This is a genomic window from Chlamydia sp. (genome assembly GCF_017472245.1).
In the GTDB taxonomy this organism is placed as follows: Bacteria; Chlamydiota; Chlamydiia; order Chlamydiales; family Chlamydiaceae; genus Chlamydia.
Genome location: NZ_JAFUQR010000008.1, coordinates 207,206 through 233,253, shown reverse-complemented (window position 1 = coordinate 233,253; position 26,048 = coordinate 207,206). Strand labels below are relative to the sequence as shown.

Below are 26,048 nucleotides of genomic sequence, written 5' to 3'. Positions count from 1 at the left end.
CATTATTCTTCTGATGGGGGAAGTAATGCTTTCAACTCTTTTTCTGTATCTCGAATATCACACAAGTACCTTCGTAAAGCCTCTAAGATTAGACTTGAATTGTTGTATTTCCCAGATGCTTCAAAAGCTAGCTCAGGAGAAAAGGTCTCTCCTTGATTTACAGCGATATAACCACGAGTAATTGCTTCCCCATTAACTAGTTCAGGAACAAGCCACACTACAAAATTTCCATTAAATAAAGTGAGTTTATCTGGAGATTCTGATACGATGAAGTCGTTAGCAGCGCTATCGGTAAGTCCTTCAGCTTTAAAATCTAGGGTCGAACGTGCTAAGATATCAGAAATATCCAGAATCCCTTCCGGAAAAGCTGTATTGCGATTTGCTATTGAACGACGGAAAAAATCTTCTAAAAAATCTAAACTCACTGCCATTTCCCCTTTTCAAAGGGTAATTTTTTATTTGAGGTGCCGTCAAGAGCTTTTTTAGTACCCATGAATCGAAATTCTTAGAAAGCAGCCCTTAGTGGTTCTATGCGTATTCTTTTCTCCTCTTGCTGGTGTTTTATCTGCGTAATTGCTTTTAGCTTGTCTACTCCCTTACTTGAAGCTTCTTCTACCATCTCTACGAAAGGACTAGCTGCGGCAGTAATTCAGGCAGATTCTGGAGCTATCCTTAAGGAAAAAAATCTTGATATGATGATTTTCCCCGCGAGCATGACAAAAATTGCTACAGCTCTACTGATCTTGCGACGATATCCTGATGTTTTAACTCGTTTCATTACTATCCGTAGAGACCCCATTACCTCTATCACTCCTCAGGCAAAACAACAATCGGGCTATCGAAGTCCTCCTTACTGGCTAGAAACCGATGGCACAGCTATTCAGTTAAAAGTGAAAGAAGAAGTTTCTGGATGGGATCTTCTTCATGCTCTTCTCATTAGTTCCGCAAACGATGCTGCAAATGTTTTAGCTGACGCTTGTTGTCATAGTGTTTCCACGTTTATGCAGCAGCTTAACGATTTTTTAAAAGAAATCGGATGCCGAAATACTCATTTCAACTCTCCCCATGGTCTCCATCATCCGAATCATTATACTACCGCAAGAGATCTTGCAATCATCATGAAAGAAGCTCTTAAAGACCCTCTTTTTCGACAAATTATTTACACTAATTCCTATACAATGGAAGCTACTAACTTAAGTCCAGAAAGAGTCCTATCTTCTACAAATAAACTCCTTTCTTCTTCCTCTGCGTATTTTTACCCTCCTTGTTTAGGAGGGAAAACCGGGACAACAAAAATTGCGGGGAAAAACATTGTCTTTGCAGCAGAAAAAAATAATCGCTCTATTATCGTGGTAGCAGCTGGGTATTTTGGCCCCACAGCACAATTGTATCAAGATGCTATAACTATATGTGAAGATCTATTCAACGAGCCACTGTTGCGCTGCTACCTTCTTCCTCCATCGAGTCAATATAAAGTACAAACGAAATTCGGAACTATAACTACTCTAGTATCCAAGGGAGTTTATTATGATTTCTATCTATCCGAAGGAGATCCTCTCCTCTCTTTTTCTCTCAAAACGGAGAAGCTTTCTTTCCCTATTCAACGAGGGGATCTCCTAGGGCACTGGATTTTATCTACTCCAAAGGGAGAGATTGTGCGCTCTGAACCTTTTCTAGCAGAAAGCGATATCTTTCCTACATTTAGACAATGGCTGCTTATAACTGGTTTACGTATTCTCACCACATACAAAACATACTCTCTGATCCTACTTTTCATATGGCTTCGAAGGAAAAGAAAACAGGCTCGAGTAGCAGAAACTTTTTCTAACTCTTTCTTTTCTTAAATCGCTATTATGTAAATCTTTAGCGGACTTTTTTTTTATTTTTTTCTAAGATTTCCTATTGTTGGAGAAAGTTTTTTCTTTCCGTTTCCGTTCTTTCTCAAGAGCTTTTTTCAGATTGCTTAAAGAACCCGTATGTTTATAAAACAATTATTTACTGTACTTACTTTCCTTTATCTTCTTCCTTTTCCCTCTCTGCTAGCATCGCAATCTGCGGCTTCTATCTCAAAAAGACCTTCTTGGCTTCAACTGTTTAAGCATCACTTACCAGAAACGAACCATGAGAAAAAAGAACGTTATCATCTATTCCTTAAGCACGTGAGTCATGCTCTCAAACGCCCAGAGATATGGAATGATTTACAGAACCTTCTTCTTATTCTCATGCAATTCGAACAATTTGCGAATCAAGAAGTCGGCTCTCGCCGTTATGAAGAAATCCTTGCTCAAGTGATAGAAAAAAGAATTCATTTTCTTCTGTCTGAACAACAAGTTTCAGAACTTACAGATATCCTCTCCCCCACAGCAGTAGACTCATGATCCCGTTCCGTCTTCATCACCTTTATAATTTGTTAAATAGCCTATTTTCTTCTCCAATCGGAGAAAGCAATCGTGTGGCTACCTACTTCAAAGAACACCCTGCCCTGGGTTCTAAAGATCGCCAATGGATTAACTTTCGAGTTTTTACTATCTTACGTCACCAACGTCTGTTAGAAGCATTAATCTTAGAAGAAAAAAAAGAAGTCTCGCCTCAAACATTAGTAGAAAAGGTTGAAGAAGGTGTGACAGAAGATGTTGAACAATTTCAGCGCTTCCCCTGGGCTGTACGCTATTCCTTATCCGATGATTTAGCAGAATGTTTATCTACAGACTACGGGGAAGAAGAAGCCCTCCGCTTAGCCAAAATCTTTTTAGAAGAAGCTCCCTGTTCCATTCGCGTAAATACACGACGCATTTCTTTAGATAAGCTTCAAGAAATTTTACCCTTCCCTTGTCACAAAGGAGCTGCTCCTTCCTCTCTACGCTTTGACAAAAGATATCCTTTACAACACACACGAGCTTTTCGCAGAGGACTCTTTGAAATCCAAGATGAATCTTCTCAGATCATTACCAATGCTATTCTTATCAAAGATTCGGATACAATTTTGGATTTTTGTGCAGGAGCTGGCGGTAAGAGTCTTATCTTCGCGCAGCGCGCTCGCCATGTTACTTTGCACGATAGCCGTCCCCAAATTTTAGAGGAAGCCCGCCAACGCCTTTGTCGATCTGGAATAAAAAATTTCACTATTCATTCTTCTGGAAGTATCAAAAAACAAGCCTTCTCTTTGGTCGTCGTAGATGCTCCTTGTACGGGAAGTGGCGTCTTCCGTCGTCATCCAGAAAAGAAACTTCTATTTTCAAAAAAACTTCTCCTAAACAATGCGGCTGCTCAAGAAAAAATTTTAAAAGAAGCGCAAACTTATGTCGCACCTCATGGACGCCTAGTATATATAACGTGTTCTCTACTTAAAGAAGAGAATGAAAAACACATCTCCCGGATGATGTCCCTAGGATGGAAATGCGTAAAAGAAGTAAAAATTCCACTAATTTCCCAACAAGGAGACGCATTTTTTTCTGTACACTTTATTCGATCTCGAGATCTCTAGAATCTTGATCTTAAACTGTAAGTCTAGGTACTATAGAGCGAAAGCTAACTGTCATTCCTTCTTGGTTTTATTCTTTACCAACACGCATTTATACCTTGGGAAAGGCATTGTTTTTGTTTACAGGTAAAAGTCTACTATTTTTTTTATCATGCATAGAAAAACACACTCACATTCTCATAAAGGACTTTCTATTTGGTCTATTGGAGGATCTATTTTTGCTATGTTCTTCGGCGCTGGCAATGTGGTATTCCCTTTAGCCTTAGGACACCATTTCTATCACTATACCTCTTATGCTTGTTTAGGGATGATCCTGACGGCTGTGCTTACCCCCTTATTGGGGCTGTTCGCTATGATGCTATATTCTGGAGACTACCGCTCGTTCTTTTCTTCCATTGGTAGAATGCCTGGTATGGTATTGATGGTTTCTATTCTGTGCATTATTGGTCCTTTTGGAGGCATCCCTAGGACAATAGCTGTTTCTTATGACACATTGGCTTCACTAGGAGGTTCTCAACCGGGTTTAGTCCCCTCTTTGCCGTGGTTTAGCCTAATATTCTGTACTCTCGTATACCTTTTTGTATGTAAGCTCAGCAAGCTTATCCAGTGGTTAGGATCTGTTTTCTTCCCTATTATGTTAGCAACTTTATCTTGGCTTATTATCAAAGGCTTGCTGCTAACAGCCCACTCACCTTCTTTAGAGAATATCACCTTCTCAAAACAACAAGCTTTTGTTGCTGGACTTACGGAAGGTTTTAACACTATGGATCTACTCGCAGCGTTTTTCTTCTGCTCCATAGTCCTCGTGTCAATTCAACAGTTTCTTACACAACAAAAGCATGAATCTACTGAAGAAAAACCTTTAGAATTTCACTATATTGGGAAATCGGAGAAATATAAGTTGGTAATGAGTTTCCTCTTAGCCGCAGCGCTCCTTAGCCTTGTATATCTCGGTTTTGCTTTCTGCGCAGCTCGCCATGCAGGAGCTCTTTTGGATATTCAAAGAGGCCAAATCTTGGGTAGAATTTCTTCTCTTGTTGTTGGCCCAAACAGCTTCTTAACAGGATTAAGTGTCTTTTTGGCCTGCCTAACTACAGCAATCGCAGCGACAGGGATTTTCGCAGATTTCATCGCAAGAGTAGTGTCCTCTCAAAAAATGAATTATTCCAATGCGCTGATCGTAACCCTGATCCCTACATACTTGGTATCGATACTGAGTTTTGAAAACATTAGTAAAATCCTTATCCCCATTTTAGAAGTAAGCTATCCTGCATTAATAGCTTTAACTTGTGGCGTCATTGCAAAAAAACTTTGGAATTTTCAACACGTAAAGACTTTGTTTTATCTTGTTTTTGCGCTCACAGTGATCTATAAGCTATCTACTTAATAGACTTGGTCACAATGAATTGAAGAACATTCTTTTAATAAAGAATGTTCTTCTTTCTGAGTGCGGTACGAAAAAACGACTCTAATAAGACACCTGTATCTTCCCCTAGACATCGTTCCTTTTCTTATGCAGGATCGTGTGCAAGCGTGGGAACATAAAAGAGATTGATTTTTATGATTCTAAATTCATTATCCATGTTTCGTCATCAAGCTACCCGTTTCCTACAAAATAACCGGGAGTCAATAGTCGTTTCTTTCTCTAAAAATACTTATAAAGTTACGATCCCTGATGACGACTCTCCCGATGGAGAATGGACAAGTACCTTATCATTTCATGATGATGAGCACCTATCCTTTGCGGCTTGTAGCTGCCCGGATGGAGATTGTTGCGAGCACCTTCTTATAGCGACTTTAGCTGCCTATGACCCTAAAGAAGGCGCTCTTCTTCACGTTAAATTCGAAACATCTTTCTGGTGGGGATTATTTTATCACCTCTTTTCCAGCAAAGCATCTTTACAAGCTCCTGGAGAGCAATGCTATACCGCGAAATCCGAACAACTTTTTCTGTCCATTCGTTGTCTTTCTGCAAAATCTTTGAGTTCTTGGCTACCAATCATACATGCTTCTCCCGAACCACAAAAAATCTCGAAAGAGACTTTCCCTCAATCCGTTTTCTACCGAATAGCTCGAGAGTTTTTTCTATTTTCCCAAAAAGGAGCTTCTCTTACTGTCCAGGAAAATCCTCAAGGTTTCCCCTCTTTGTTCTCCTTTCAATGGGAAGGAATTGCTTTGTCTATAGAAATCTTAGACGTGGACACTCTAAAAGAGCTCTTTCCCTTACTAGAATTTTCCCAAACCTCCCTATACAGCGGAGAAGTCTATCTTCTTAGCGATGTTCATGTCATCCCCGAACAAGCTAGAATCTCCTTTACCAAAGAATATCCTCCTCTGCCAAAATCTGTGAGAGAGTATCCAGCGACAATCTTAGGGCCTATAGAATATTTTGCAGGAACCTATAAATGCTCTTCTATTCCGAAAAAGCTTTCCCTCCCTATACATATTATCCCTGCTTTAGACGCATTTTTTAGAGAACAGTTGCTTTCCCAGCTGTGTTATGAGACAGAAGAACGTCCTATTCGCTACTCTATTCATTTCTTACGCGATGCTTCTCTCTCTTTTTCTGCATATTTAGAAACGCCTGGAGATCTTGCTGATGGGCATATTATCTATCCAGGATTTTGCTATATTCCCAACAAAGGACTTTTGGCTGTATCTGGACTATTGTCTCCAGAACCCTCGTTCACTATACGCGCAGATCATATAGAAAATTTCTTAGATGAATATGGAACTTTTATTAAAGAACCTGGATTTGAGACATTTTCTAATCAATCCCCAACAGGCGCTCTATCTTATAGTGTTACCGAACAAGGAGTTCTCTTATTCCATTATGATACTGGGAATCCTGCAGATGTAGAAATCCGCTTCGGAAAATGGACTTATTATTCTAGACAAGGGTTCTTTTTGAATAATCGCCTTGACCTAGCTCTTCAAGATGGATTAACCATAAAAGCCCCTCAAGTTGCCGATTTTATTCTGCAACATAAAGTTGCTCTCAAATCTATTCCAAACTTTTTTGCTCCGCAACCCCCGCTCAAAACTATTCGTTTTGAAGCGCATAGAGAGACGAAAGGAGCAGGAATTTACCTAAAGCCAATCTTTGAAGGTTTGGAAAACGAATCTTGTCGCTTATTCGGCCAGTTTTTGTATCGTGAAAATATTGGCTTCAATTTACTCCCCTCCTCTTTACAAATGATTTGCCAGATTCCTACAGAGATTCCTTCAAATCAAGTAGCGGAGTTTTTATTACAATATTCGAAAGATGATCGCATGATATTCCCAGATCCTCAACTTGCTCTTCCGGACCATGTTGAACTCAACATCCTTGCTATTCAAAGACCTCATCCATCATCTCCTCTTCACCTGAAAATAGAAATTAAAACTAATATCGGTTCTATTCCTTTAGGGATGGTGTTACAAGCTTTAAAAAGGAAGAAAGAATTCTTATTCACCAAAGCAGGTTTTTTAAACTTAGATAATTGTTTATTCATTTTCCTAAAACAATTTCTTTCATCCCAACGCTATGATATTCAAGAGAGTACCCTAATTACCATGGTGACAGACATCTTCAAATTAGATGCTCTTGCTCCTCTTGTAACAGATCCGAATATCCAGGCTTCAGAAGAAGATCTTGCTTATTTCTCACAATTGAAATCTGCTTGCCTTCCTCCTATTCCTGTGAACTTATTTTCCACAGATCATAAACTCCGTCCTTATCAAAATAGCGGGTTGTTATGGCTATGGTTTTTATATAATCATCGACTATCTGGTCTTCTTTGCGATGAAATGGGATTAGGGAAAACACACCAAGCAACAGCATTACTCGATATCGTCGCACAAACAGCGAAAGATCCGAAATTCTTAGTAGTGTGTCCAACAAGCGTATTGCCACACTGGGAGCATGTATTAGCCTCTCATCTACCTAAAACTTCTCTCTTTTCTTTCCACGGCCCTCATAAACCTAAGACGCTTCCAGACTGCGATATTATTATCACTTCATACGGCACTTTAAGACAAAACTATGCTCTATTCTATAAGGTCTCTTTCACTGTTGCTGTATTTGATGAAATTCATACGGCAAAAAATAAATCAAGCCAAATCCATAAAATTCTCTGTCGTTTAGATGCTCAAATGAAACTGGGCCTCACAGGGACTCCTGTAGAAAATAACCTTATAGAATTCAAAGGGCTTTTAGATATTATTCTTCCGAACTATCTTCCATCCGATGGGCTGTTTAAACGTTTATTCGCTCATAAAAATTCATCTGAAACTGACGAGGATATTATCTCTTCTAAAGACTTACTACTTAAACTGACTCGCCCCTTTATCCTAAGAAGAACAAAAAAACTCGTTCTTCCAGAGCTCCCAGAAAAAGTAGAATCTTTAATTCCTTGTCGCTTGTCTCCTGAACAGTCTCAGCTTTATGCTACGACATTGAAAAAAGAAAAATGCCAAATTGAACAGCTTGAAAAAGAAGACGACTCTTCTGCGGTTAACTACCTACATGTATTCGCATTGCTCAATCAACTCAAACAAATTTGTGATCACCCAGCAGTCTATTTCAAAGACCCAGAATCTTATACGAAACACGTTTCAGGAAAATGGTCCATTTTTGTAAAACTACTGAACGATTCTTTGGCTGCAGGCTACAAAGTAGTTGTCTTTTCTCAATACATTCAGATGATTCGTATTATTTCCCTGTATTTAGAAGAGCAGAACATCCAATACGCTTTAGTCCAAGGAAAATCACAAAATAGAAAAGAAGAGATCGAACGTTTTTCCAACGACCCGGAGTGTCGCGTTTTCATAGGTTCCCTGTTAGCAGCAGGAACAGGAATCAACCTAACAGCAGGTAACGTAGTAATCATGTACGACCGTTGGTGGAACCCTGCTAAAGAAAATCAAGCTTTAGATCGTGTGCACAGAATCGGACAAAAAAATACCGTTTTCATTTACAAACTAGTCACTGAAGATACCCTTGAAGAGCATATTCATTACTTAATAGAAAAGAAAATGCGTTTACTCAATCAGGTAACGACAACCCAAGATTCCGCCATTCTTCATGTTTTGAATCGAGAAGATCTGATCACTATCCTTTCGTACAAAGATGAACATGGTCTGGCTGAAGAAGTCCAAGAAGACCAAAGTGATTCCTAAAAGCAAAGAACTGGTTGACCTTTTATTCTTCTTTTTACGTATTACCTTGATTTTTTCCTCCTAGGAACTATAATTCGGGAGGGGTATCGTCTCGCAGCCAAGGGGATGTTGCAAAGACATACAGATGGCAGATTGGAAGCCATAAAAAGGCCTCAAAGATTATTAAAGAGGTGATTTCATGCCATTTGCAAAAGAAGCAGATCTACAACGCACGTGTTGGAAATGCGAAGGAAGTGTGTCTGCCTGCATGCCCCAATGTCCTTATTGCAGCGCTTTCCTCCAAGATCCTCCGATAACATCGAAAGGATTTTCTTCTTGCCATATTACTTTCCCTTCAGAAGTATCCAAAAAAGCTGAAGATAGTGATCTGTTTGCAGTCTCTTCAGAAGATTGGGAAGCTGTACTCAATAGCCAAAATACTTTCGAAGAGCCTATTCAAGAACCTTCCCCCTCTCAGTCGACTTGTCTTCAACACTGGCCGATAACAGCTCTTTTTTTAGGTTTTGGATTTCTTGCTTTCTCACTCATCATCCTCCTATTTTCTACGGACGCAGGACTTACTCTCTCTTGGCCGAAAAATCGATCGTATATCTATGCTTTGGTTGGAGCTCTTCTTGCTTATCAAGGGTATCGCTTGCTTCCAGACGACACAAAGTAAACGCGTCATTTATAAAATTTTCTTTCCCTCTGCTATTTCTCCTGATTGAGATTTTATCCAACCAGATGTACAATCCAAAAAGCATGTTGTCTGGAGAGAACTCGTTTTATCATTCTTAAAGACACTGAAAATGAGGGTTCTCTTTCCTTAGTGTGGATTATTACCCGAGGATCATTGCCATTCTCAAAACTCACAAAAAAAGGGATACTATGACTGAAGCTTTCGACTGTGTAGTCATTGGAGCAGGGCCTGGAGGCTATGTTGCAGCAATTACTGCCGCCCAGCAGGGATTAAAGACAGCTCTTATTGAAGAACGAGAAGCTGGTGGAACTTGCTTAAATCGAGGATGCATCCCTTCTAAAGCACTTTTGGCAGGCGCAGAAGTCGTATCCCAAATACGCCATGCCGACCAGTTCGGTATTCATGTTGAAGGGTTCAGCATCAACTACCCTGCTATGGTGCAAAGAAAAGATACTGTTGTTCGAAGCATTCGTGATGGGCTAAATGGGCTAATTCGCAGTAACAAAATTACAGTGTTCCCTGGGAGAGGCACCCTCGTTTCTTCAACAGAAGTGAAGATTGTAGGAGAAACCTCCTCTATCATCAAAGCCCGATCCATTATCCTCGCAACAGGCTCTGAACCTCGTGCTTTTCCAGGTATTCCATTTTCTCCAACATCTCCTAGGATCTTGTGTTCAACGGGGGTATTAAATCTTAAAGAAATTCCCCAAAAAATGGCTATTATTGGGGGAGGAGTTATCGGTTGTGAATTCGCTTCTCTGTTCCATACATTAGGCACAAAAGTCTCTGTCATCGAAGCAAGTCAACAAATTCTTGCTTTGAACAACCCTGATATCTCCAAAACTATGCTTGATAAGCTTACACGTCAAGGAATTCACTTTACGTTAGGAGCTTCCGTCTCGAATATAGAAGACATTGGGGATCGCGTACGTTTAACTCTCAATGGAGCTATCGAAGAATATGACTACGTTCTAGTATCCATAGGACGTCGGTTAAATACTGATAATATCGGACTCGATAAAGCAGGAGTCATTTGCGATGAACGAGGAGTGATCCCTACAGATACCTTTATGCGTACCAATGTCCCCTCTATTTATGCTATTGGCGATATTACGGGAAAATGGCAGCTTGCTCACGTGGCTTCTCATCAAGGAGTCGTTGCTGCCCGGAATATAGCCGGCCATAGAGAGGAAATTGATGATTCCGCAGTTCCTGCTGTAATCTTTACTTTCCCAGAAGTTGCTATGGTAGGTCTTTCCCCAGCAGCAGCTCAGCAGCAAGGGATTCCGGTTAAAGTGACGAAATTCCCATTCCTAGCTATAGGGAAGGCCGTTGCTATGGGAGAAGCTGACGGCTTTGCTGCCATTATTAGTCATGAAATAACACAGGCAATCCTTGGCGCCTATATTATTGGTCCTCAAGCCTCTTCTCTTATCTCTGAAATTACGTTAGCTGTCCGTAATGAATTAACCCTTCCTTGTATTTACGAAACTATTCATGCACATCCAACTTTAGCAGAAGTTTGGGCTGAGAGCGCCTTGTTAGCCGTTGATACTCCATTACATATGCCTCCTACTAAAAAATGAGTTGTGTACCCCCTCCTGAGTTCCCTAAAGAAAAGAAGTCTTTACCAGAAAGATTTCCTAAGTGGTTGCGACAAAAACTTCCCATAGGACGCGTCTTTTCTCAAACAGACAAAACAATAAAAAATAAAGGGCTTCCCACGGTCTGTGAAGAAGCCTCTTGTCCTAATCGCACCCGTTGTTGGTCCAGACACACAGCTACTTATCTCGCATTAGGGGACGCTTGCACACGTCGCTGTGGCTTCTGCGATATAGATTTCACTAAAAACCCTCTTCCTCCAGATCCTCAGGAAGGAGAAAAAATCGCCGCTTCCGCAAAAGCTTTAGGATTAAAGCATATTGTGATCACTATGGTTTCTCGAGATGATCTCAAAGATGGCGGAGCTAGCGCCCTTGCTCGTATTGTCAAAACGTTACATACCGAACTTCCAGAAGCTACTATTGAGGTTCTAGCTTCTGATTTTGAAGGTAATATTGCTGCTTTGCATCACCTACTTGATTCGCAAATCGCTATCTATAATCACAATGTAGAGACTGTGGAGCGACTTACTCCTCTTGTTAGGCATAAAGCCACTTACCGCCGATCCCTTATGATGCTAGAGCATGCAGCTCAATATCTACCTGATCTCATGATTAAATCTGGTATAATGGTCGGACTCGGAGAACAAGAAAGTGAGGTAAAGCAAACCCTGAAAGATCTTGCCGATCACGGTGTGAAAATCGTGACCATAGGCCAGTATCTTCGTCCTTCGCGTAGACATATTCCAGTAAAAGATTACGTCTCTCCAGAAACTTTTAACTATTACCAATCTGTAGGAGAGTCTTTTGGTCTTTTCGTTTACGCAGGACCTTTTGTTCGTTCTAGCTTTAATGCAGATTCCGTTTTTGAAGCTATGAACCAGAAAAAATCTTCATCCTCATCTTTTCCAATTAACGAAGTTAAAACTTAACACGCTCATTTTGAAAGCTTTTTTGAATACAAAATGTTCCCGATTGGCACTAATCTCCCCATTTGCTATGGTGAGTGAAAAGGTGAGCGTGGGTTATGTTTCGTTATACTTTTTCTCGATCCTTATTTTTGATATTAGCTCTATTTTGTTGTTCTGCGTGCGACAGCCGTTCTATGATTGTACACGGACTTTCGGGACGCGACGCTAATGAAATTGTAGTCCTGTTAGTGAGCAAGGGTGTCTCTGCGCAAAAAGTTCCGCAAGCAGCTTCATCAACTGGGGGAGGTTCTGCGGAGCAATTGTGGGACATTTCTGTTCCTGCAGCGCAAATTACAGAAGCTCTTGCTATTCTAAACCAAGCGGGACTCCCTCGTATGAAGGGAACTAGTCTTCTCGATCTCTTTGCTAAACAAGGACTCGTCCCCTCTGAAATGCAAGAAAAGATTCGCTACCAAGAAGGTCTTTCTGAACAAATGGCAACGACCATTAGAAAGATGGATGGTATCGTTGATGCTAGCGTACAAATCTCCTTTTCTCCAGAAGAAGACCAACTTCCTTTGACGGCTTCTGTTTATATCAAACACAGAGGCGTTTTAGACAATCCTAACAGCATTATGGTTTCAAAAATCAAGCGTCTGGTTGCCAGTGCTGTTCCAGGTCTTTGCCCAGAGAACGTCTCTGTAGTAAGCGATCGTGCTTCCTATAGTGACATCACTATTAACGGTCCTTGGGGTCTTTCCGACGAGATTGATTATGTATCTGTATGGGGCATTATCCTCGCTAAAAATTCTCTTACTAAATTCCGCCTTGTTTTCTACTTCTTAATCTTACTCCTTTTCATCCTTTCCTGCGGATTGCTCTGGGTTATCTGGAAAACACATACGCTAATTGCAGCTTTGGGAGGAACAAAAGGATTCTTCAATCCGGCTCCGTACTCGCAGCTTGCTTTTACACAAAATAAAGCAGCAACTAAAGAAGCTCCAGCAGGAACCACAGAAGGAGCAGAAAATCCAGCAGCTACAGAGGAAGCTCCTAAAGAAAATGCGGAAAAACAAGAAGAGAATAACGAGGACGCTTAAGTGACAGCGAATACCTTTGGGATTCTTAATATCCTGATGAAGCATGCAAAAGCAGATGATCTCGCGCAATTTTTGCCAGAGCATCTTCTGTTAGACTCTCCTCATCATCAGGATATTCCTTTGCAGTCGCTATCTTTTAATATGCGTTGGCTGGCAACCGTTCATCCTTCTTGGGTTAGTGTTGCTATGAAAGAATTCCCTTCGGCTGTACAGTCTCAGCTGTTAGCCTGGTTTCCTCATCCTCTCACACAAGATCTTCTTCCTTTTTTAGAAGCAGGCATTGTTCCTGCATCTAAACGTTGTTCACCTTTTGGAGCCTTCTATCTGCTAGATTTATTAAGTAAAAAGATTCGTCCTCCAGGAATTACAGAAGAAATTTTTTTACCGGTCTCTCCCTTTAATGCTATGCTGTACTATTCTGGACCGACAAAAATGGCTTTGATCAACTGTCTAGGACTTTATGCTCTAGCTCAAGAAATGCGCAATGTAGTTGACCGAGTAGTGATTGATCGAGTGCAACGCATGCTATCTGAAACTGAGCGTATGTTCTTGAAATATTGTAAGACTCATCCCATAAAGAATCTCGATCCGACGGCTTTCTTAGCCTCTTGGGAAGAAGATAGTGCTCTGCGTCATTTTATTCATGTTCAAGGCTTACGCTTCCTAGCTCGATCTCTAGCAAAAGAAGACAGTTCTTTTCTTTGGTACTTTATTCGTAGACTCGATGTTGGGCGAGGCTATATTTTTGAGAAAGCATTACAAAGTTTGATAGATAACCCCCATAATGAGTATTTCCGAGAGCGTTTAGAACACTGTATCAGTATTCTCGTACAATAGATCAGGAGTTCTTTTTACTTCTATTACTCTCCCGTATGCAAAAAAAAGAAGCTATGAATAGCGTTGTAGATTTTTTCTATGATGACTATGTTAAAAATGAGAGCAAGCGAGGCAATGGAACACTTCGCTCTCTTTGTAAAAAAGAATGAGATCCTTGTCTACCTATCGATAAGACATACCTCATCGCGTTGGGAATAAAGTAACGAGCAAAGGAGCGAGGTTCCCTGCCTGTTGGCTTTGCCAAAGGATGCCCACCTCGTCAAAAGAATGAAGTTTTTCAGTTTAATATTTAAAGACCAAGAGGTCGTCCCTAATAAAAAAGTTCTCTCCCCAGACGCCTATACCGCTGTGTTAGATGCTCAAGAACTTTTAGCAAAAACGCAAGAAGATTGTGATACTTACACACAAAATACTCATGAAGAATGCGAGCGGCTCCGGGAAGAAGCAAAAAATCAAGGATTCCAAGAAGGTAGCGACGCTTGGAGTAAGCAACTTGCTTTTCTCATTACAGAAACACACGCTACGCGAGAACAAATCAAAACTGCGCTCGTTCCTTTAGCTATCGCTAGCGTAAAAAAAATCATCGGAAAAGAGTTAGAGACGAAACCTGAAACGGTTGTCTCTATCATCTCAGAGTCCTTAAAAGATCTGACACAAAATAAACGGATCATTATCCACGTAAATCCCCAAGATCTTGCTATTGTTGAGCAACATCGTTCAGAATTAAAAAAACTTGTGGAATACGCCGATGTTCTGCTGCTCTCTCCGAAAGCAAGTGTATCCCCTGGCGGTTGTATTATTGAAACAGAAACAGGAATTGTGAATGCCCAGCTTGATGTGCAGCTTGCTGCCTTAGAGCACGCTTTTTCCGATATCCTTAAACAGAAAAAAAACCCGGAAGCTCCCTCAATAGATCATTCCCAAAGCAAGAAAGACTAGGTAGTGACTTTATGCGATTGATTCTTCGAATTTTCTTCTTTCTATGCGTGCTTCATGCTCCTCACAGTTTTGCCAATGGCTGTTCTGATACCTCTTGCTCTTCGGTGCAAGAAGCCTCTTCTTGTCAGCCTTGTGCTTCTGTTCCCCAGCAAGAAAAACCTAGTTCTCCAGAAAATTCAAAGAAAACCCTTCGCTGCCCTTCTTATAGACAGACAGTAGCAGCTCAAGATCTTCTTCCTTCTCCAAAAGATCTTTCTTCTGGAGCTTTCTCAGAAACTTATCCAGATCTGACTACACAAGCGGTTATCCTGCTCTTTCTAGCGCTCTCTCCCTTTTTGGTGATGCTTCTTACCTCTTATCTGAAAATCATCATCACATTGGTCTTACTCAGAAATGCTTTGGGAGTGCAACAAACTCCTCCTAGCCAAGTCCTCAACGGAATTGCTCTCGTTCTATCGATTTACGTGATGTTCCCTACTGGAATGGCTATGTATAGTGACGCAAAAAAAGGTATTGAATCAAACGCCATCCCTCGCGATTTATTTTCTGCAGAAGGAGCAGAAACCGTATTTGTTGCTTTAAATAAATCGAAAGAACCCCTACGTTCTTTCCTGATTAAAAATACTCCTAAACCCCAAATTCAAAGCTTTTATAAAATTTCACAAAAGACCTTTCCTCCGGAACTTCGCTCACAATTAACACCTTCTGATTTCGTGATCGTAATTCCAGCTTTCATTATGGGGCAGATTAAAAATGCTTTCGAAATCGGAGTATTGATTTACTTACCCTTCTTTGTCATCGATTTAGTAACAGCCAACGTCTTGGTTGCTATGCAGATGATGATGCTTTCCCCACTGTCTATCTCGCTTCCTCTCAAACTTCTTCTGGTTGTGATGGTAGATGGATGGACTTTACTTTTGGAAGGCTTGATGATTAGTTTTAAATAAGAGACTTTCCTATGCTGATGCTTGCAACAAGTTTCAAATCTATTCTGTTTGAATATTCGTATGAAGCCCTCTTATTGATTCTAATCATCTCGGCTCCTCCTATCATTCTGGCTTCTGTTGTTGGGATTATGGTAGCCATTTTCCAAGCTGCAACACAGATTCAAGAACAGACATTTGCTTTTGCTATTAAGTTGGTCGTGATTTTTGGAACATTGATGATTACGGGAGGATGGCTTTGTAATATGATCCTACGATTTGCAGCTCAAATTTTCCAAAATTTTTACAAATGGAAGTAGATTGCCATGGCAACGCTCCCCGAGGTTCTTTCAGGATTGAGCTCTTCCTATATCGATTATATATTCCAAAAGCCTGCTGATTATGTCTGGACGGTTTTTCTTTTGTTGTTCGCGCGGGTATTATCCATGCTCGCAATTATTCCTTTTCTAGGAGCCAAACTCTTTCCTTCACCTATTAAAATAGGAATCTCTCTTTCCTGGATAGCCTTGATTTTTCCTCAAGTTATACAAGACACAAGCATTGTCCATTACCAGGATTTGGATATCTTTTATATTCTTCTTATTAAAGAAATCTTAATTGGCTTTTTAATTGGGTTCTTATTCTCATTCCCTTTTTATGCAGCCCAATCTGCCGGATCTTTCATCACTAACCAACAAGGGATACAAGGATTGGAGGGGGCAACTTCTCTAGTATCTATTGAACAAACCTCCCCCCACGGAATCTTTTATCACTATTTTGTTACTATGGTGTTCTGGCTTGCGGGAGGTCACCGTATTGTCTTATCTGTGCTTTTACAATCACTCGAGATAATTCCTTTACATGCAGTCTTCCCAGAAGAGATGATGTCATTACGAGCCCCTATGTGGGTCGCCATACTGAAGCTGTGTCAACTATGTTTAATCATGACTATTCAATTAAGTGCACCAGCAGCAGTAGTTATGCTCATGTCAGATTTATTCCTAGGGATTATCAACCGTATGGCTCCTCAGGTCCAAGTGATCTATTTACTCTCTGCGCTTAAAGCTTTTATGGGATTACTCTTCTTAACCCTAGCTTGGTGGTTTATCGTCAAACAAATCGACTATTTCACTTTAGCCTGGTTTAAAGAGATTCCCGTTATGCTTTTTGGAACTCATCCTCCAAAAGTTTTATGAAATTTTTCTGAAAAAAAATCCCTTCCCCCTTAAACAGGGGAAGGGACCTCGATACTTTTTGATGTACAACCTTCTCTCTTGAAATGCTCACTTTATCTATTGTGAAGAGGTTTTATCTTTGTGCTGCCCCTGAGCCAACAAAACCACTATGATACAAAGCACAATAAAGGAAAGAACAAAAGAAGGAGCTTTGATTAACCAGAAAAGAGCGACTCCGCATACTAGAGCGTTTTTGATAGGTCCATTTTTGGCATAATAGCTCTGAAGATTTTGCAATACAAACAGTATCTCAGGGTAAAAACCCAGGACTATCCCGGAAGCAACGAATAATCCCCCAACCCAGGACACACAGTTCGCTATAATCCCAAAAACAATCAATGCTCCACTAATTGCTTCGCAAGCATGCCGAGACAAAAATCTCTTCATGCCTCCAACTTTTGGATTTGCGTGCAAATCACGAACTTTTTGTCTAAATGAACCTAACTTAGAGGACGAAGGTTGTTGTGAGGAGCTCTCTTTTTGCGTCTCGTCCGCCATAAGCCATACCTGATTTTTTTCTTTTTATTAAACTAATCTCGTACTAAATAACTATCAAAAGATAATTTAAATATAAACATAAAAAACTATTTAATTAATTTTTCTTCTTGAAACGCAACGACTTCTGATAATTCTTTCATTTTCCGGATCCATTACAAAAATGAAATCGCCTGCAGTTCCTAGTGTGTAATCAAAAACTTTTTTATTCAAAAGAGGCAGTAAGTCGTATCGATGAAGAATTACCTGTGTTTTGTCCTGCAATTCTACACGAAAGTCCGTACGGGTTTTAAACATTTCTAATGCAGCAGCTTGCCCATAAGTTTTAACTGCGAGCTCTTGCTGCCGAGCACTCTCCCAAACTTCTTGGCGTACACGCTCCAATTCAACATAAGCCTCAGAATTATTAATAAAAGCTTGGAGAATTATTGGATCTGCAAATAGTAAATTCAACTTTCCTTGATTCGTGTTCTTTTCTTCATACTGTAGGAAATGTAGCAAAGAGCGCACCGTCTTTGTTCCCTTTAACATCGTGTATAACCACCCCGCCTCCTCAGGAGGTAACACTATAGTCTCTATAGAATCAGCTCCTAATTCCCGAGCCCTCGCAATGAGTATATCCTTCTGATCTAATAAAGCGTGCATCACTCGATATTCTGCCCCCTGAGGAATTAAACCGGGCTGGACATACAATGTGTATAATAAACGAGCAAAAATCGCATACGCCGAAGCGGGATCCGTATAGTTCTCTGGAGATTCTTTAAGAAAAGAATACATATTGAACCTGGAGTTATTCGGAGGCCGCGAAAAAGGGACTTCTAGCAAACGATAACGCTTCTGCCGAACGGTTACGCTATCCCGCTCTTTATTTTGCACACGGTGCTCTTCTTTCTTCACAAGTGAAGCTATTCGCTTATTTTTACCTCTATAAATGATCTCAGAAGTCGCGGACTCTCGGGCAGAAAACATTTCTTCTTCTTTTTCTAATGTTTTTGCATAGAAGATTCTCTTACGAGCCCCCACAGCATCAAACGACACCACAGTCAACAGAGAGGTTAAACATAACAATGTGAAAATAAAATGCATGCACCCCTACCCACATACAGAAAACATATATGAAAGAGTTCTTGGAGGCAAAGCCCTTGTTTTTCTAACCAAAGTTAAACTCACTCTATCCACGTCGTCTAACTTCTGGTTTCGGAAAACTTTCCATTCGACAGCGAGCACTTGGTTCCATAAAGGAAGTTTTTCCTGATGCCCCTGCTTTCTTTGACTTGCTAAAATGAGGAACACTTCCTGAGATTCTGGATCGTAATGCAAAGTCCCTTGAACGAAACCAGCTAAATCTGGGTCAATATATACCCCTCGATCAAAAGAAAAAACCAATCCTTCTCTTGTTTCCTTTATTGAAGTCGTCGACAAAAAAAACTCTCTGAGCAAACGATACATTTTCTCTTCATGAAGAAAAATTCTATAAACCTGTTCCTTCTCTTTATGAGAGACCCATATCCGACGAGTCCAGTACCCTAAAGAGCCAAGTAATAAACTAATGAGTACACAGGCGATCAGCAGCTCTGAAAGTAGAAACGAACGTCTCCTCTTTACCGTTCCACACATAAGCACCTCTGCACAGTGGCCCCTCTTTTCTGCCCAGGAAATAGATCCACGGTCACATCTATAGAGCACAGAACAGGTTTTTCTGCGTCGCGTTTTTCTTGTCGAAGATCTATCGTGTAGTTGTAAGGAACCGTTCTTGCCTCGCCTTTACTGGTGTATATATAAACCCCAGAAAGCTCTCCTGATCCTTGAAGCGTGAGCGCTCCTTTTTCCATTTGTTGCTGTATTTTATCCTTCACGGCAAAAAAACAACGATCCGTTAATGCTGGCAATTGTAGGCACAAAATATCCTCCTCAAAAGAACGACTTATCCTCATATAAAAAGCTACACTCGGGATCAATACGGTACAAAGTAGGGAAAGCGAGAGCAACACTTCTACGAGTAAAAAACAGCGTTTGCGCTTGAGGGACATTTTCTTCCTCACCCCCGCTGTTCGTTTCTTACTTTTTTGGATAGCACAACGATATCATCTCCTTTATCGTTCATTTTAACGATTAGATCTTCTCCCCAAGCATCTTTAAGAAGCTTTTTGCCTTCTTTACACCACGCAGAATGCTCTAGGATAGCCTCTCTGTTTGCAATTACCTCTTTCAAAGATACATTCCCGGAAGCATATTCCATCATGAGGACATCATAAACGCGAGCACAGTTCTGCTCTGTTTGGAATATTTTTCCTTTTTGCAAACTTCCTCGCATATTAAAAGCCAATGCTCCCCCGATAATCCCAATGAGAGTGATGACAACCATCATTTCAATTAATGTGATTGATTGTTTTCTTCTTACTTTCCTCACCGCTTTCCTCCTATTTAAAATACTTGAAGACTGCTTGTTAGAGGCAATAGAATTGACAACATAATCAACCCTATAAACCCTCCTAACAACACAAGAACAATGGGCTGACACCAAGCAGTTACCCAAGTTAAAACTCTCTGAATATCATCGTTATAGATCTGTGCCACGTGTGTGAATACCACAGCAAGATCTCCAGATTCTTCTCCTAAAGAGATCATCCTTACTACTAATTTAGGCGTCCATGTACGACGTGATAATTCACGACTTAAGGAGCCCCCACGAACTACGGCCTGGATCACTTCCTGCAAATCTTTTCGCAAGAAATCCTGAGGAATAGCCCCACAACCGAGCGTAAGAGCTTCTATCAAATTTCCTCCCCCCTGTAAAACTGCTGAAGAAACGGAGCAGAATCGACAAAAACTTACTTTAATAACTAGCTTCCGTAAAAAAGGAATATGTTTGACTAAAGCTTCTACCAATCTTCTTCCTGCCCTTTTTTTCGAAATAGCACGAAGTGTAACTCCTCCACCCAGTCCCCCGACTAGAACGAGAAACTTATACTTACAAAACCAAGTACTACAAGAGAAAATAGTCTTAGTAAGACCTGTCATTTCTATATCTTCAAAAGACTCTTTCAAAGAAGGAATGACTCCCACTAGAAAGAATATGACGATAGCACAGGAAAAAACCAATAATATTGCAGGATAACTAAGCGCTGCAGTGATGTTTTTGGATAATTTTTGCTTCTCTTCCAACACCCTAATGATGTTGGCTAAAGCGCCTTCTAAATTCCCAATACTCTCTCCTGAACGCACACTATTTTGATAAAAAGAATCAAAAATTTTAGGGAATCGTCCTAACGCTTCTGAAAGCACCCTTCCTGAACGTAAAGCTTCCATTAAAGAGGTAATCACTCCTGCTAAAGCTCGTCCTTGATACTGATCTCGTAAAGAGGAGAATGCATCGTATAAGGAAATCCCCGAATGTAATAGTAAGGCTAGCTGTTTCGTAAAAATCACAAGCTCCTCTGCTTTTACGTGATAGCCTCGCTCTCTGACTCTTCGAATATCCAAGATCTGAGCACCCTGACTAACGAGAAAATCTCTAACCTCTTGCTGATGGAAAGCTTCTACGAAAGAACGGCGCTTCTTCTCTGTCTGATCAAGATAGATGCAAAGGAACCTCGCCATAATCCCCTCCTGCTACTCTGACCGTTTTGCAACACGCAAAACTTCAGAGAGAGTTGTCTCTCCTGCAAGAGCCAGATCTACTCCGTGCTCCAAAAGAGGTTGATATCCTTCTTGTTCAGCTACACCTCGCAAAATGTGATAGGGTTTCCCTAAAGCAATCTCAGAACGCAGTGTCGTCGTCATATCGATAAATTCATAAATTCCTTGTCTTCCCTTGTATCCCGAACGAAAACATTGAGAACATCCACGACCTTTGTATAAAGCGGCAAAAGGATCTTTTCCTAATGCTCGCAACAAAGCCTGCTCTTGTACATCTGCGTTACATTCTTCCTTACAATGAGAGCATATCTTACGGACTAATCGCTGAGCAACTGCCCCTATCATCGTTGCCGATAATAAATAAGGCTCCACTCCCATATCCAATAAACGGGGAATTGCAGATACTGCGTCATTAGTATGTAATGTAGAGACCACTAAGTGACCTGTAAGAGCTGCTTGAATAGCAATTTCTGCTGTTTCTTGATCACGGATCTCCCCTACCATGAGGACATCAGGATCTTGTCTTAATAAATGACGAAGACCTTTAGAAAAAGTTAGTCCTATTTTAGGTTTTACAGCTATTTGAGCAACTCCGGGGAGTTTATACTCTGGAGGATCTTCGATCGTCATGATATTTGCAAAAGGACCAGAAAGGTGCTGTATCACGCTGTATAAAGTTGTCGTCTTTCCACTTCCTGTAGGTCCTGTAACTAATAAAATCCCCTCAGGGACTCCTATTGCTTTTCTAAACGACGATTCCATTTTTGGGGGCATACATAACCCTGCTATATCCAGAATCACATTACGCTTGTCAAGTATGCGCAACACTACCCGTTCTCCGTGAATCACAGGTACCGTGCTCGCACGCATATCTATTTCTTGCCCACCTAACTGCAATTTAATACGGCCGTCTTGAGGCAATCGATGTTCAGCAATATCCATCTTAGCAAGCACCTTGATACGGGTGACAAGCGCTGCTCGAAGATGGTTAGGAGGCGCGTGACGGTCATGTAGCACGCCATCTATACGATAACGGATACGTAGCAAGTCTTCCACAGGCTCAAAATGAATATCTGAAGCTCGCTCCTCAATAGCCTCCTTAAGGATCAAATTCAACAGCCGTACGACGGGAGCACTATTTTCCTGATTCTCAAGAAGCTCTGTTGTCTCACTTTCAGACTCTTGAACTGTCGACTCTTGCATAGACAACAACATTTCTGAAGCTTTACCGTCTTTATCGCTGTAAAGCTTTTGCAATCCATGAATAATTTCAGATTCTTCCTTAGCAATGAGCGAAAGTGGTTTTTGCACAATCAATTGGACTTCATCCAAAGCCTCTAAAGGAGTCTTTTTAGGATGTCTTGCAAACACGATTCTATCCGATACAGCTTCTACGGGTAGAAGGAAATTTTTCTTTAAAAAAGAATAAGGAAGAAGATCTAATAGGTCTTGCACCATGTACTTATTCTCGTCCATTATACTCCACCCCTTCCTGAAGATGCGAGGAGTCCCCCTCAGGAGATTCTTTTCTTTCCATCGCCAATTTAGCAGCCTGTTGTCCAGCTACTAAAGCTCTACGAAACTCATCGCTCTCTCCTGGTCGGGAAGCTAAGAACGCACATTCTAACTTCTCTTCTTCTTCAACAGGATTGTCTAAAATCTTAGGAGTAATAAACATAAACATTTCTGTTTGAGAGTCAGAGGCTGTATCCATACCGAATAATTTCCCAATCCCCGGTAGCTCTCCTAAAAACGGGATCCCGTCTCGAGAATCCATTGCCTGATTGCAACGAAGCCCTCCAATAATCACCGTTTCTCCATCTTGGATGCGAACTTTATTCGTAATATTTCTTCGCGTAACGTCAGGACGATCTGCTTGATTTTTCCCAGTCGAATCAAACGTAATATCTGTCTCTAGAGTGATAAAGCTTTTCCCTTCCTCTTCTCCAATATTAATTACTGGAAGAATCTTAATCATAATCCCGTACTGGGCTCGATTATATTGTGCCTTATCCTTATCCGAAGACACTGCTATGGACATCTCTTCCACAATGGCAATCCTTGCTGGCGTTTGATTCATAGTAACAACAGAAGGACTTGCGTTAATGCGAACATCTTCTTGAGCCATGAGAAATTGATAAGCGAAATCATAACTGGGGACAATCCCTTTAGCCCCTCCTTTGAATAAGAATTCTAGAATCCCTCCACTTGCCCAAGAGGCTGTATGCGCTCCCTGCTTACAAACTTCTTCACTCAAACGTAATAAATTTAGTCCTGATTTACGCTGACTTGATAATTTTCGCTCAAAGAGTAAGACCTCTATACGCACCATCTTTTTCGGCACATCAAGCTTCTTCAGCAACATTTTGATCTTAGGTAACGCCTCTTTTTCGATAACCATAATCAAAGTACCAGTCTTGGAATCCGCAATAAAACTCCCATATTTTGCGGAACCTTCCTTTACAGAAGCACCTAGAGTCGTATCTATATGTACGGCTAATCCATTCGTCGAAGAAGTCCCGGAATTACTGGAAGAAGCCTCGCTATTACCTGTTGTTCCAGCTCCATTGGAAAAGATATCATGAACCTGCGAAAGGAGAGCTGCGAGTTCCTGAGGATCTGAGTGCTTGACATTGTACCAAAATACTGTCTTGTCTGTAGGATTTTCTATTCCTGCTTCTAATTCTCGAATAAGATCAATTGCTTTCTGGACTATAGGCAGAGCCCCACTTAAGAAAAGAGAACGCCCATGATTCTGCAAAGGCACTACCTTCAATCCAGAACCCGAAGACTCTTCTCCCTCTTTGGCTAAATCTTCTCGAAAAGCGGCTTTCAAAATAGCCAGCATCTCCGAAGGCTCTATTTTCGACAAAGAAATGATGCGATGTTCCTGACGAAGATTGTCTGACTGTAGAAATTCATATATCTTCAAAAGCTCTGCAATTTCGCAGACAGACCCAAACAACCAAACCTTACCCCCAATAAAATCCAGCAACACCGTGTCACTATTAGCAAATTTCCTCAAAGCTTGGACATCAGTTCTTACATCTAAATTCTTGGAAGAGAGAACAAAAGCAATACGAGCAGTTGAAGGCAAAATATCTAGATCTTGTCTGGATCCAAAAATCCCTACAACTCCTGCCTCTTCCCGATTAGCTAAGTATAATTCCTTAATCCAGGGACTTACTTGTCTCACTCCGATTCCCAGACGAGAAAGAAGTAAGGATAAACACTCCTCAAATCCCTCCTTCGGTACAACGAGCCTCGACATAGCAGTAATCCGCATCGCCCCGATATTCTGGGGAATGATATAGATACTTAGTTCATCTCCATAATCGCTGACAAGGTTGTAAATCGTGGTCTCGGGATGATTCCAAAGAGCATAATCTTCAGGATCGCCTCCTTTTTCCCTGACTTCTGATGACCATAAATCTTCTAATGCACGCACTCGTTGTTTGGCATTCATCAATCGATGACGCAAATCACTCCAAACTTCTTCGGAAGTCTCATTTTGAATACGTAGCGACAATGCCTCATCATACAAGGATTTCAGTAAACTATTCGCCTCTTTCAACTCAGCATTGAATGATGAAATATGTGCAAAAGGAGCCTGCGCTTCTATTTTGCCTTCTATAGAAGCTAACTTCTCTGCAACAGTGATTGGAAATACCTGAGTACCAAGACTTCCAAAATAAAAAGTCGCAAGGAAAGTATAGCGCGATAATTTTTTCACTTAAGATCCTCCCCCCATACGAGCATTTTTATTCCCATTCTCTTGCAGCGAATGGCCCTGAGAAGTAACCTCCGTAATCTGCTTTAAAGGCAGAGAAATGGATTCAACAGCAGTACGCTGAGCATTGAACACATGTCCTTTGAAAACAAATTCTCCCCCTTCTTTATCCATTCTTTCAAAGACTAGAAGCGGTGTGCGAAGCTTCCCTGAAAGATAATCTTCTAACCGTTTCCTTGACGTTAGACGTTCCCATCGCTCGCCTGTATAAATTACCCAATCATCCACAGAAAGCACTAATCGATCCTTCCCTGCCATAATGATAGGGCGAGACCATGTTCGTATGCCAACAAACGAAAATTCTTTCACCAACTCTGCAATTTCAATAGGCGATGAGACTTGTTTTACTAGCGTGATCTGCTGGCTCATCAATCCGTCAGGACTCCACAACTCGATCACCATCATTCGCTCGTCAATATGCTTTACTTCAAAAAGAGGAACTTTTGCTCGATCTCCAGAATACGTTCCATAAGAAACCCAGCGATCTTCGTCCCATAAAAGAATATCTCCAACAGCCAGATATTGGCTGTATGCTTCTCCAGATAAAGACTCAAAATCTACACGTTCTTTTACAGCTTGTACGGCATAATCTGCCCCCCCATGCATGAGTAAGAACTTATCACTCCCCACACAGCGTATCCGCTGCTTTACAGCAATACTTGGCTCAACTCGCATCCCTCCTATCTCCCAAGTTTGAGAGCATCTAGGGGCCATTGGTAAGGAAAAACACGCATGATCTCTCGGAGAAGAGATTATCCCCCCTGATCCCCCTTTCATTCGGACGGAAACTTCTAAAGAGTATCCGTCTGTGGAGGGCCGACACTCTAACCATAAAGGAGTAGGGTCTGAACTAAAAATAAGCTCTTCCTCATCCGGATTTTGCTGAAGAAAAACCTTGTCCCCTAAAGCAACCTCTCGAATTTCACTTGTTGATATCAATTCTAAAAAAAATTTACCGCCAAGAACATCGGGACGTTTATTACATCCAAGAAAAAGAATTTGATTACGCAAATCAGGAAGTTTTTCTTCTATAAAAAACTCCTGCAGCTTCCAAGCTCCTGCACAAGCAGGGTGTCTCTCCTCTGCTGCAAGAGGAGAGAATATTCCGGTGATCGCTCCTACTAGAGCAGCGCCCCCTATCCATCGATAAAAAAAGAAACGAAGTCGGCGCATAACAACAAAAAAAACAAAAAAGAATTGTATAAGGTAACTGATTTCAGAAAAAAAATCAATTTTACAAAGAAAACAAGAAAAGCCG

At 40.9% G+C, this 26,048-nt stretch carries 23 protein-coding genes and 1 pseudogene; 14 read left to right on the top strand and 10 right to left on the bottom strand.

Going from position 1 to position 26,048, the window contains the following annotated elements; all coding sequences use genetic code 11:
* Positions 1–2: 2 nt before the first annotated feature.
* The gene (locus IJ490_RS04070) at positions 3–425 is read right to left on the bottom strand and encodes a hypothetical protein (RefSeq protein ID WP_291894722.1); all 423 of its coding nucleotides are present in this window, start codon (positions 423–425) and stop codon (positions 3–5) included.
* Between the two features lie 105 nt (positions 426–530).
* On the opposite strand from IJ490_RS04070, the gene IJ490_RS04065 reads away from it, so the two are divergent.
* The 14 genes and pseudogenes from IJ490_RS04065 to IJ490_RS04000 all read left to right on the top strand — a co-directional run bounded on the left by IJ490_RS04065 (position 531) and on the right by IJ490_RS04000 (position 16,827).
* Entirely contained in the window at positions 531–1,844 is a 1,314-nt protein-coding gene (locus tag IJ490_RS04065; protein ID WP_291894486.1) for a D-alanyl-D-alanine carboxypeptidase family protein, read from the top strand.
* Between the two features lie 132 nt (positions 1,845–1,976).
* Positions 1,977–2,378: a hypothetical protein gene (locus IJ490_RS04060; RefSeq protein WP_291894483.1), complete on the top strand. Its 402-nt coding sequence runs from the start codon at positions 1,977–1,979 to the stop codon at positions 2,376–2,378.
* A gap of 178 nt (positions 2,379–2,556) precedes the next feature.
* Positions 2,557–3,484 (top strand): annotated as a pseudogene (locus tag IJ490_RS04055) (RsmB/NOP family class I SAM-dependent RNA methyltransferase).
* Between the two features lie 148 nt (positions 3,485–3,632).
* Positions 3,633–4,868 carry a branched-chain amino acid transport system II carrier protein gene (gene brnQ, locus IJ490_RS04050; protein ID WP_291894481.1) on the top strand — a complete coding sequence of 412 codons (1,236 nt, stop codon included), beginning with the start codon at positions 3,633–3,635 and terminating at the stop codon, positions 4,866–4,868.
* 173 nt (positions 4,869–5,041) lie between these two features.
* The gene (locus IJ490_RS04045) at positions 5,042–8,641 is read left to right on the top strand and encodes a DEAD/DEAH box helicase (protein WP_291894479.1); all 3,600 of its coding nucleotides are present in this window, start codon (positions 5,042–5,044) and stop codon (positions 8,639–8,641) included.
* Positions 8,642–8,819: 178 nt separating this feature from the next.
* Entirely contained in the window at positions 8,820–9,299 is a 480-nt protein-coding gene (locus IJ490_RS04040) for a phage holin family protein (protein WP_291894477.1), read from the top strand.
* Between the two features lie 209 nt (positions 9,300–9,508).
* Positions 9,509–10,906: a dihydrolipoyl dehydrogenase gene (lpdA, locus tag IJ490_RS04035; RefSeq protein ID WP_291894474.1), complete on the top strand. Its 1,398-nt coding sequence runs from the start codon at positions 9,509–9,511 to the stop codon at positions 10,904–10,906.
* Positions 10,903–11,853, top strand: a complete 951-nt coding sequence (gene lipA, locus IJ490_RS04030; protein WP_291894471.1) for a lipoyl synthase — start codon at positions 10,903–10,905, stop codon at positions 11,851–11,853. Before lpdA ends, lipA begins: the two co-directional genes overlap by 4 nt.
* A gap of 95 nt (positions 11,854–11,948) precedes the next feature.
* Complete coding sequence (sctJ, locus tag IJ490_RS04025; RefSeq protein WP_291894468.1) at positions 11,949–12,932, top strand: type III secretion system inner membrane ring lipoprotein SctJ; 984 nt, start codon at positions 11,949–11,951, stop codon at positions 12,930–12,932.
* Positions 12,933–13,769, top strand: coding sequence for a hypothetical protein (locus IJ490_RS04020; RefSeq protein WP_291894465.1), 837 nt, complete (start codon positions 12,933–12,935; stop codon positions 13,767–13,769).
* Positions 13,770–14,036: 267 nt separating this feature from the next.
* Complete coding sequence (locus IJ490_RS04015; RefSeq protein WP_291894462.1) at positions 14,037–14,708, top strand: HrpE/YscL family type III secretion apparatus protein; 672 nt, start codon at positions 14,037–14,039, stop codon at positions 14,706–14,708.
* Positions 14,709–14,719: 11 nt separating this feature from the next.
* Positions 14,720–15,655, top strand: coding sequence for a type III secretion system export apparatus subunit SctR (sctR, locus tag IJ490_RS04010; RefSeq protein WP_291894459.1), 936 nt, complete (start codon positions 14,720–14,722; stop codon positions 15,653–15,655).
* 11 nt (positions 15,656–15,666) lie between these two features.
* Positions 15,667–15,951 carry a SctS family type III secretion system export apparatus subunit CdsS gene (gene cdsS, locus IJ490_RS04005; protein WP_291894456.1) on the top strand — a complete coding sequence of 95 codons (285 nt, stop codon included), beginning with the start codon at positions 15,667–15,669 and terminating at the stop codon, positions 15,949–15,951.
* A 6-nt stretch (positions 15,952–15,957) separates the two neighbouring features.
* Positions 15,958–16,827, top strand: coding sequence for an EscT/YscT/HrcT family type III secretion system export apparatus protein (locus IJ490_RS04000; RefSeq protein WP_291894453.1), 870 nt, complete (start codon positions 15,958–15,960; stop codon positions 16,825–16,827).
* 96 nt (positions 16,828–16,923) lie between these two features.
* Here IJ490_RS04000 and IJ490_RS03995 read toward each other — a convergent pair whose 3' ends face one another.
* The 9 genes from IJ490_RS03995 to IJ490_RS03955 all read right to left on the bottom strand — a co-directional run bounded on the left by IJ490_RS03995 (position 16,924) and on the right by IJ490_RS03955 (position 25,963).
* A complete protein-coding gene (locus IJ490_RS03995) occupies positions 16,924–17,364 on the bottom strand; it encodes a hypothetical protein (RefSeq protein ID WP_291894450.1) in 441 nt (146 codons plus the stop codon).
* Positions 17,365–17,454: 90 nt separating this feature from the next.
* The gene (locus IJ490_RS03990; protein WP_291894447.1) at positions 17,455–18,447 is read right to left on the bottom strand and encodes a hypothetical protein; all 993 of its coding nucleotides are present in this window, start codon (positions 18,445–18,447) and stop codon (positions 17,455–17,457) included.
* A gap of 6 nt (positions 18,448–18,453) precedes the next feature.
* Positions 18,454–18,978 carry a DUF1494 domain-containing protein gene (locus IJ490_RS03985; RefSeq protein WP_291894444.1) on the bottom strand — a complete coding sequence of 175 codons (525 nt, stop codon included), beginning with the start codon at positions 18,976–18,978 and terminating at the stop codon, positions 18,454–18,456.
* On the bottom strand, positions 18,963–19,391 hold the full coding sequence (locus IJ490_RS03980) for a type II secretion system protein (protein WP_291894440.1): 429 nt from the start codon (positions 19,389–19,391) through the stop codon (positions 18,963–18,965). Before IJ490_RS03980 ends, IJ490_RS03985 begins: the two co-directional genes overlap by 16 nt.
* Before the next feature lie 8 nt (positions 19,392–19,399).
* Positions 19,400–19,771, bottom strand: a complete 372-nt coding sequence (locus tag IJ490_RS03975; protein WP_291894436.1) for a type II secretion system protein — start codon at positions 19,769–19,771, stop codon at positions 19,400–19,402.
* A gap of 14 nt (positions 19,772–19,785) precedes the next feature.
* On the bottom strand, positions 19,786–20,961 hold the full coding sequence (locus IJ490_RS03970) for a type II secretion system F family protein (protein WP_291894433.1): 1,176 nt from the start codon (positions 20,959–20,961) through the stop codon (positions 19,786–19,788).
* 12 nt (positions 20,962–20,973) lie between these two features.
* Positions 20,974–22,479 carry a GspE/PulE family protein gene (locus IJ490_RS03965; protein ID WP_291894719.1) on the bottom strand — a complete coding sequence of 502 codons (1,506 nt, stop codon included), beginning with the start codon at positions 22,477–22,479 and terminating at the stop codon, positions 20,974–20,976.
* Entirely contained in the window at positions 22,463–24,733 is a 2,271-nt protein-coding gene (locus IJ490_RS03960) for a type II secretion system protein GspD (RefSeq protein ID WP_291894431.1), read from the bottom strand. The genes IJ490_RS03965 and IJ490_RS03960 overlap by 17 nt, the downstream gene beginning before the upstream one ends.
* Positions 24,734–25,963: a hypothetical protein gene (locus IJ490_RS03955; protein WP_291894428.1), complete on the bottom strand. Its 1,230-nt coding sequence runs from the start codon at positions 25,961–25,963 to the stop codon at positions 24,734–24,736.
* Positions 25,964–26,048 lie beyond the last annotated feature (85 nt).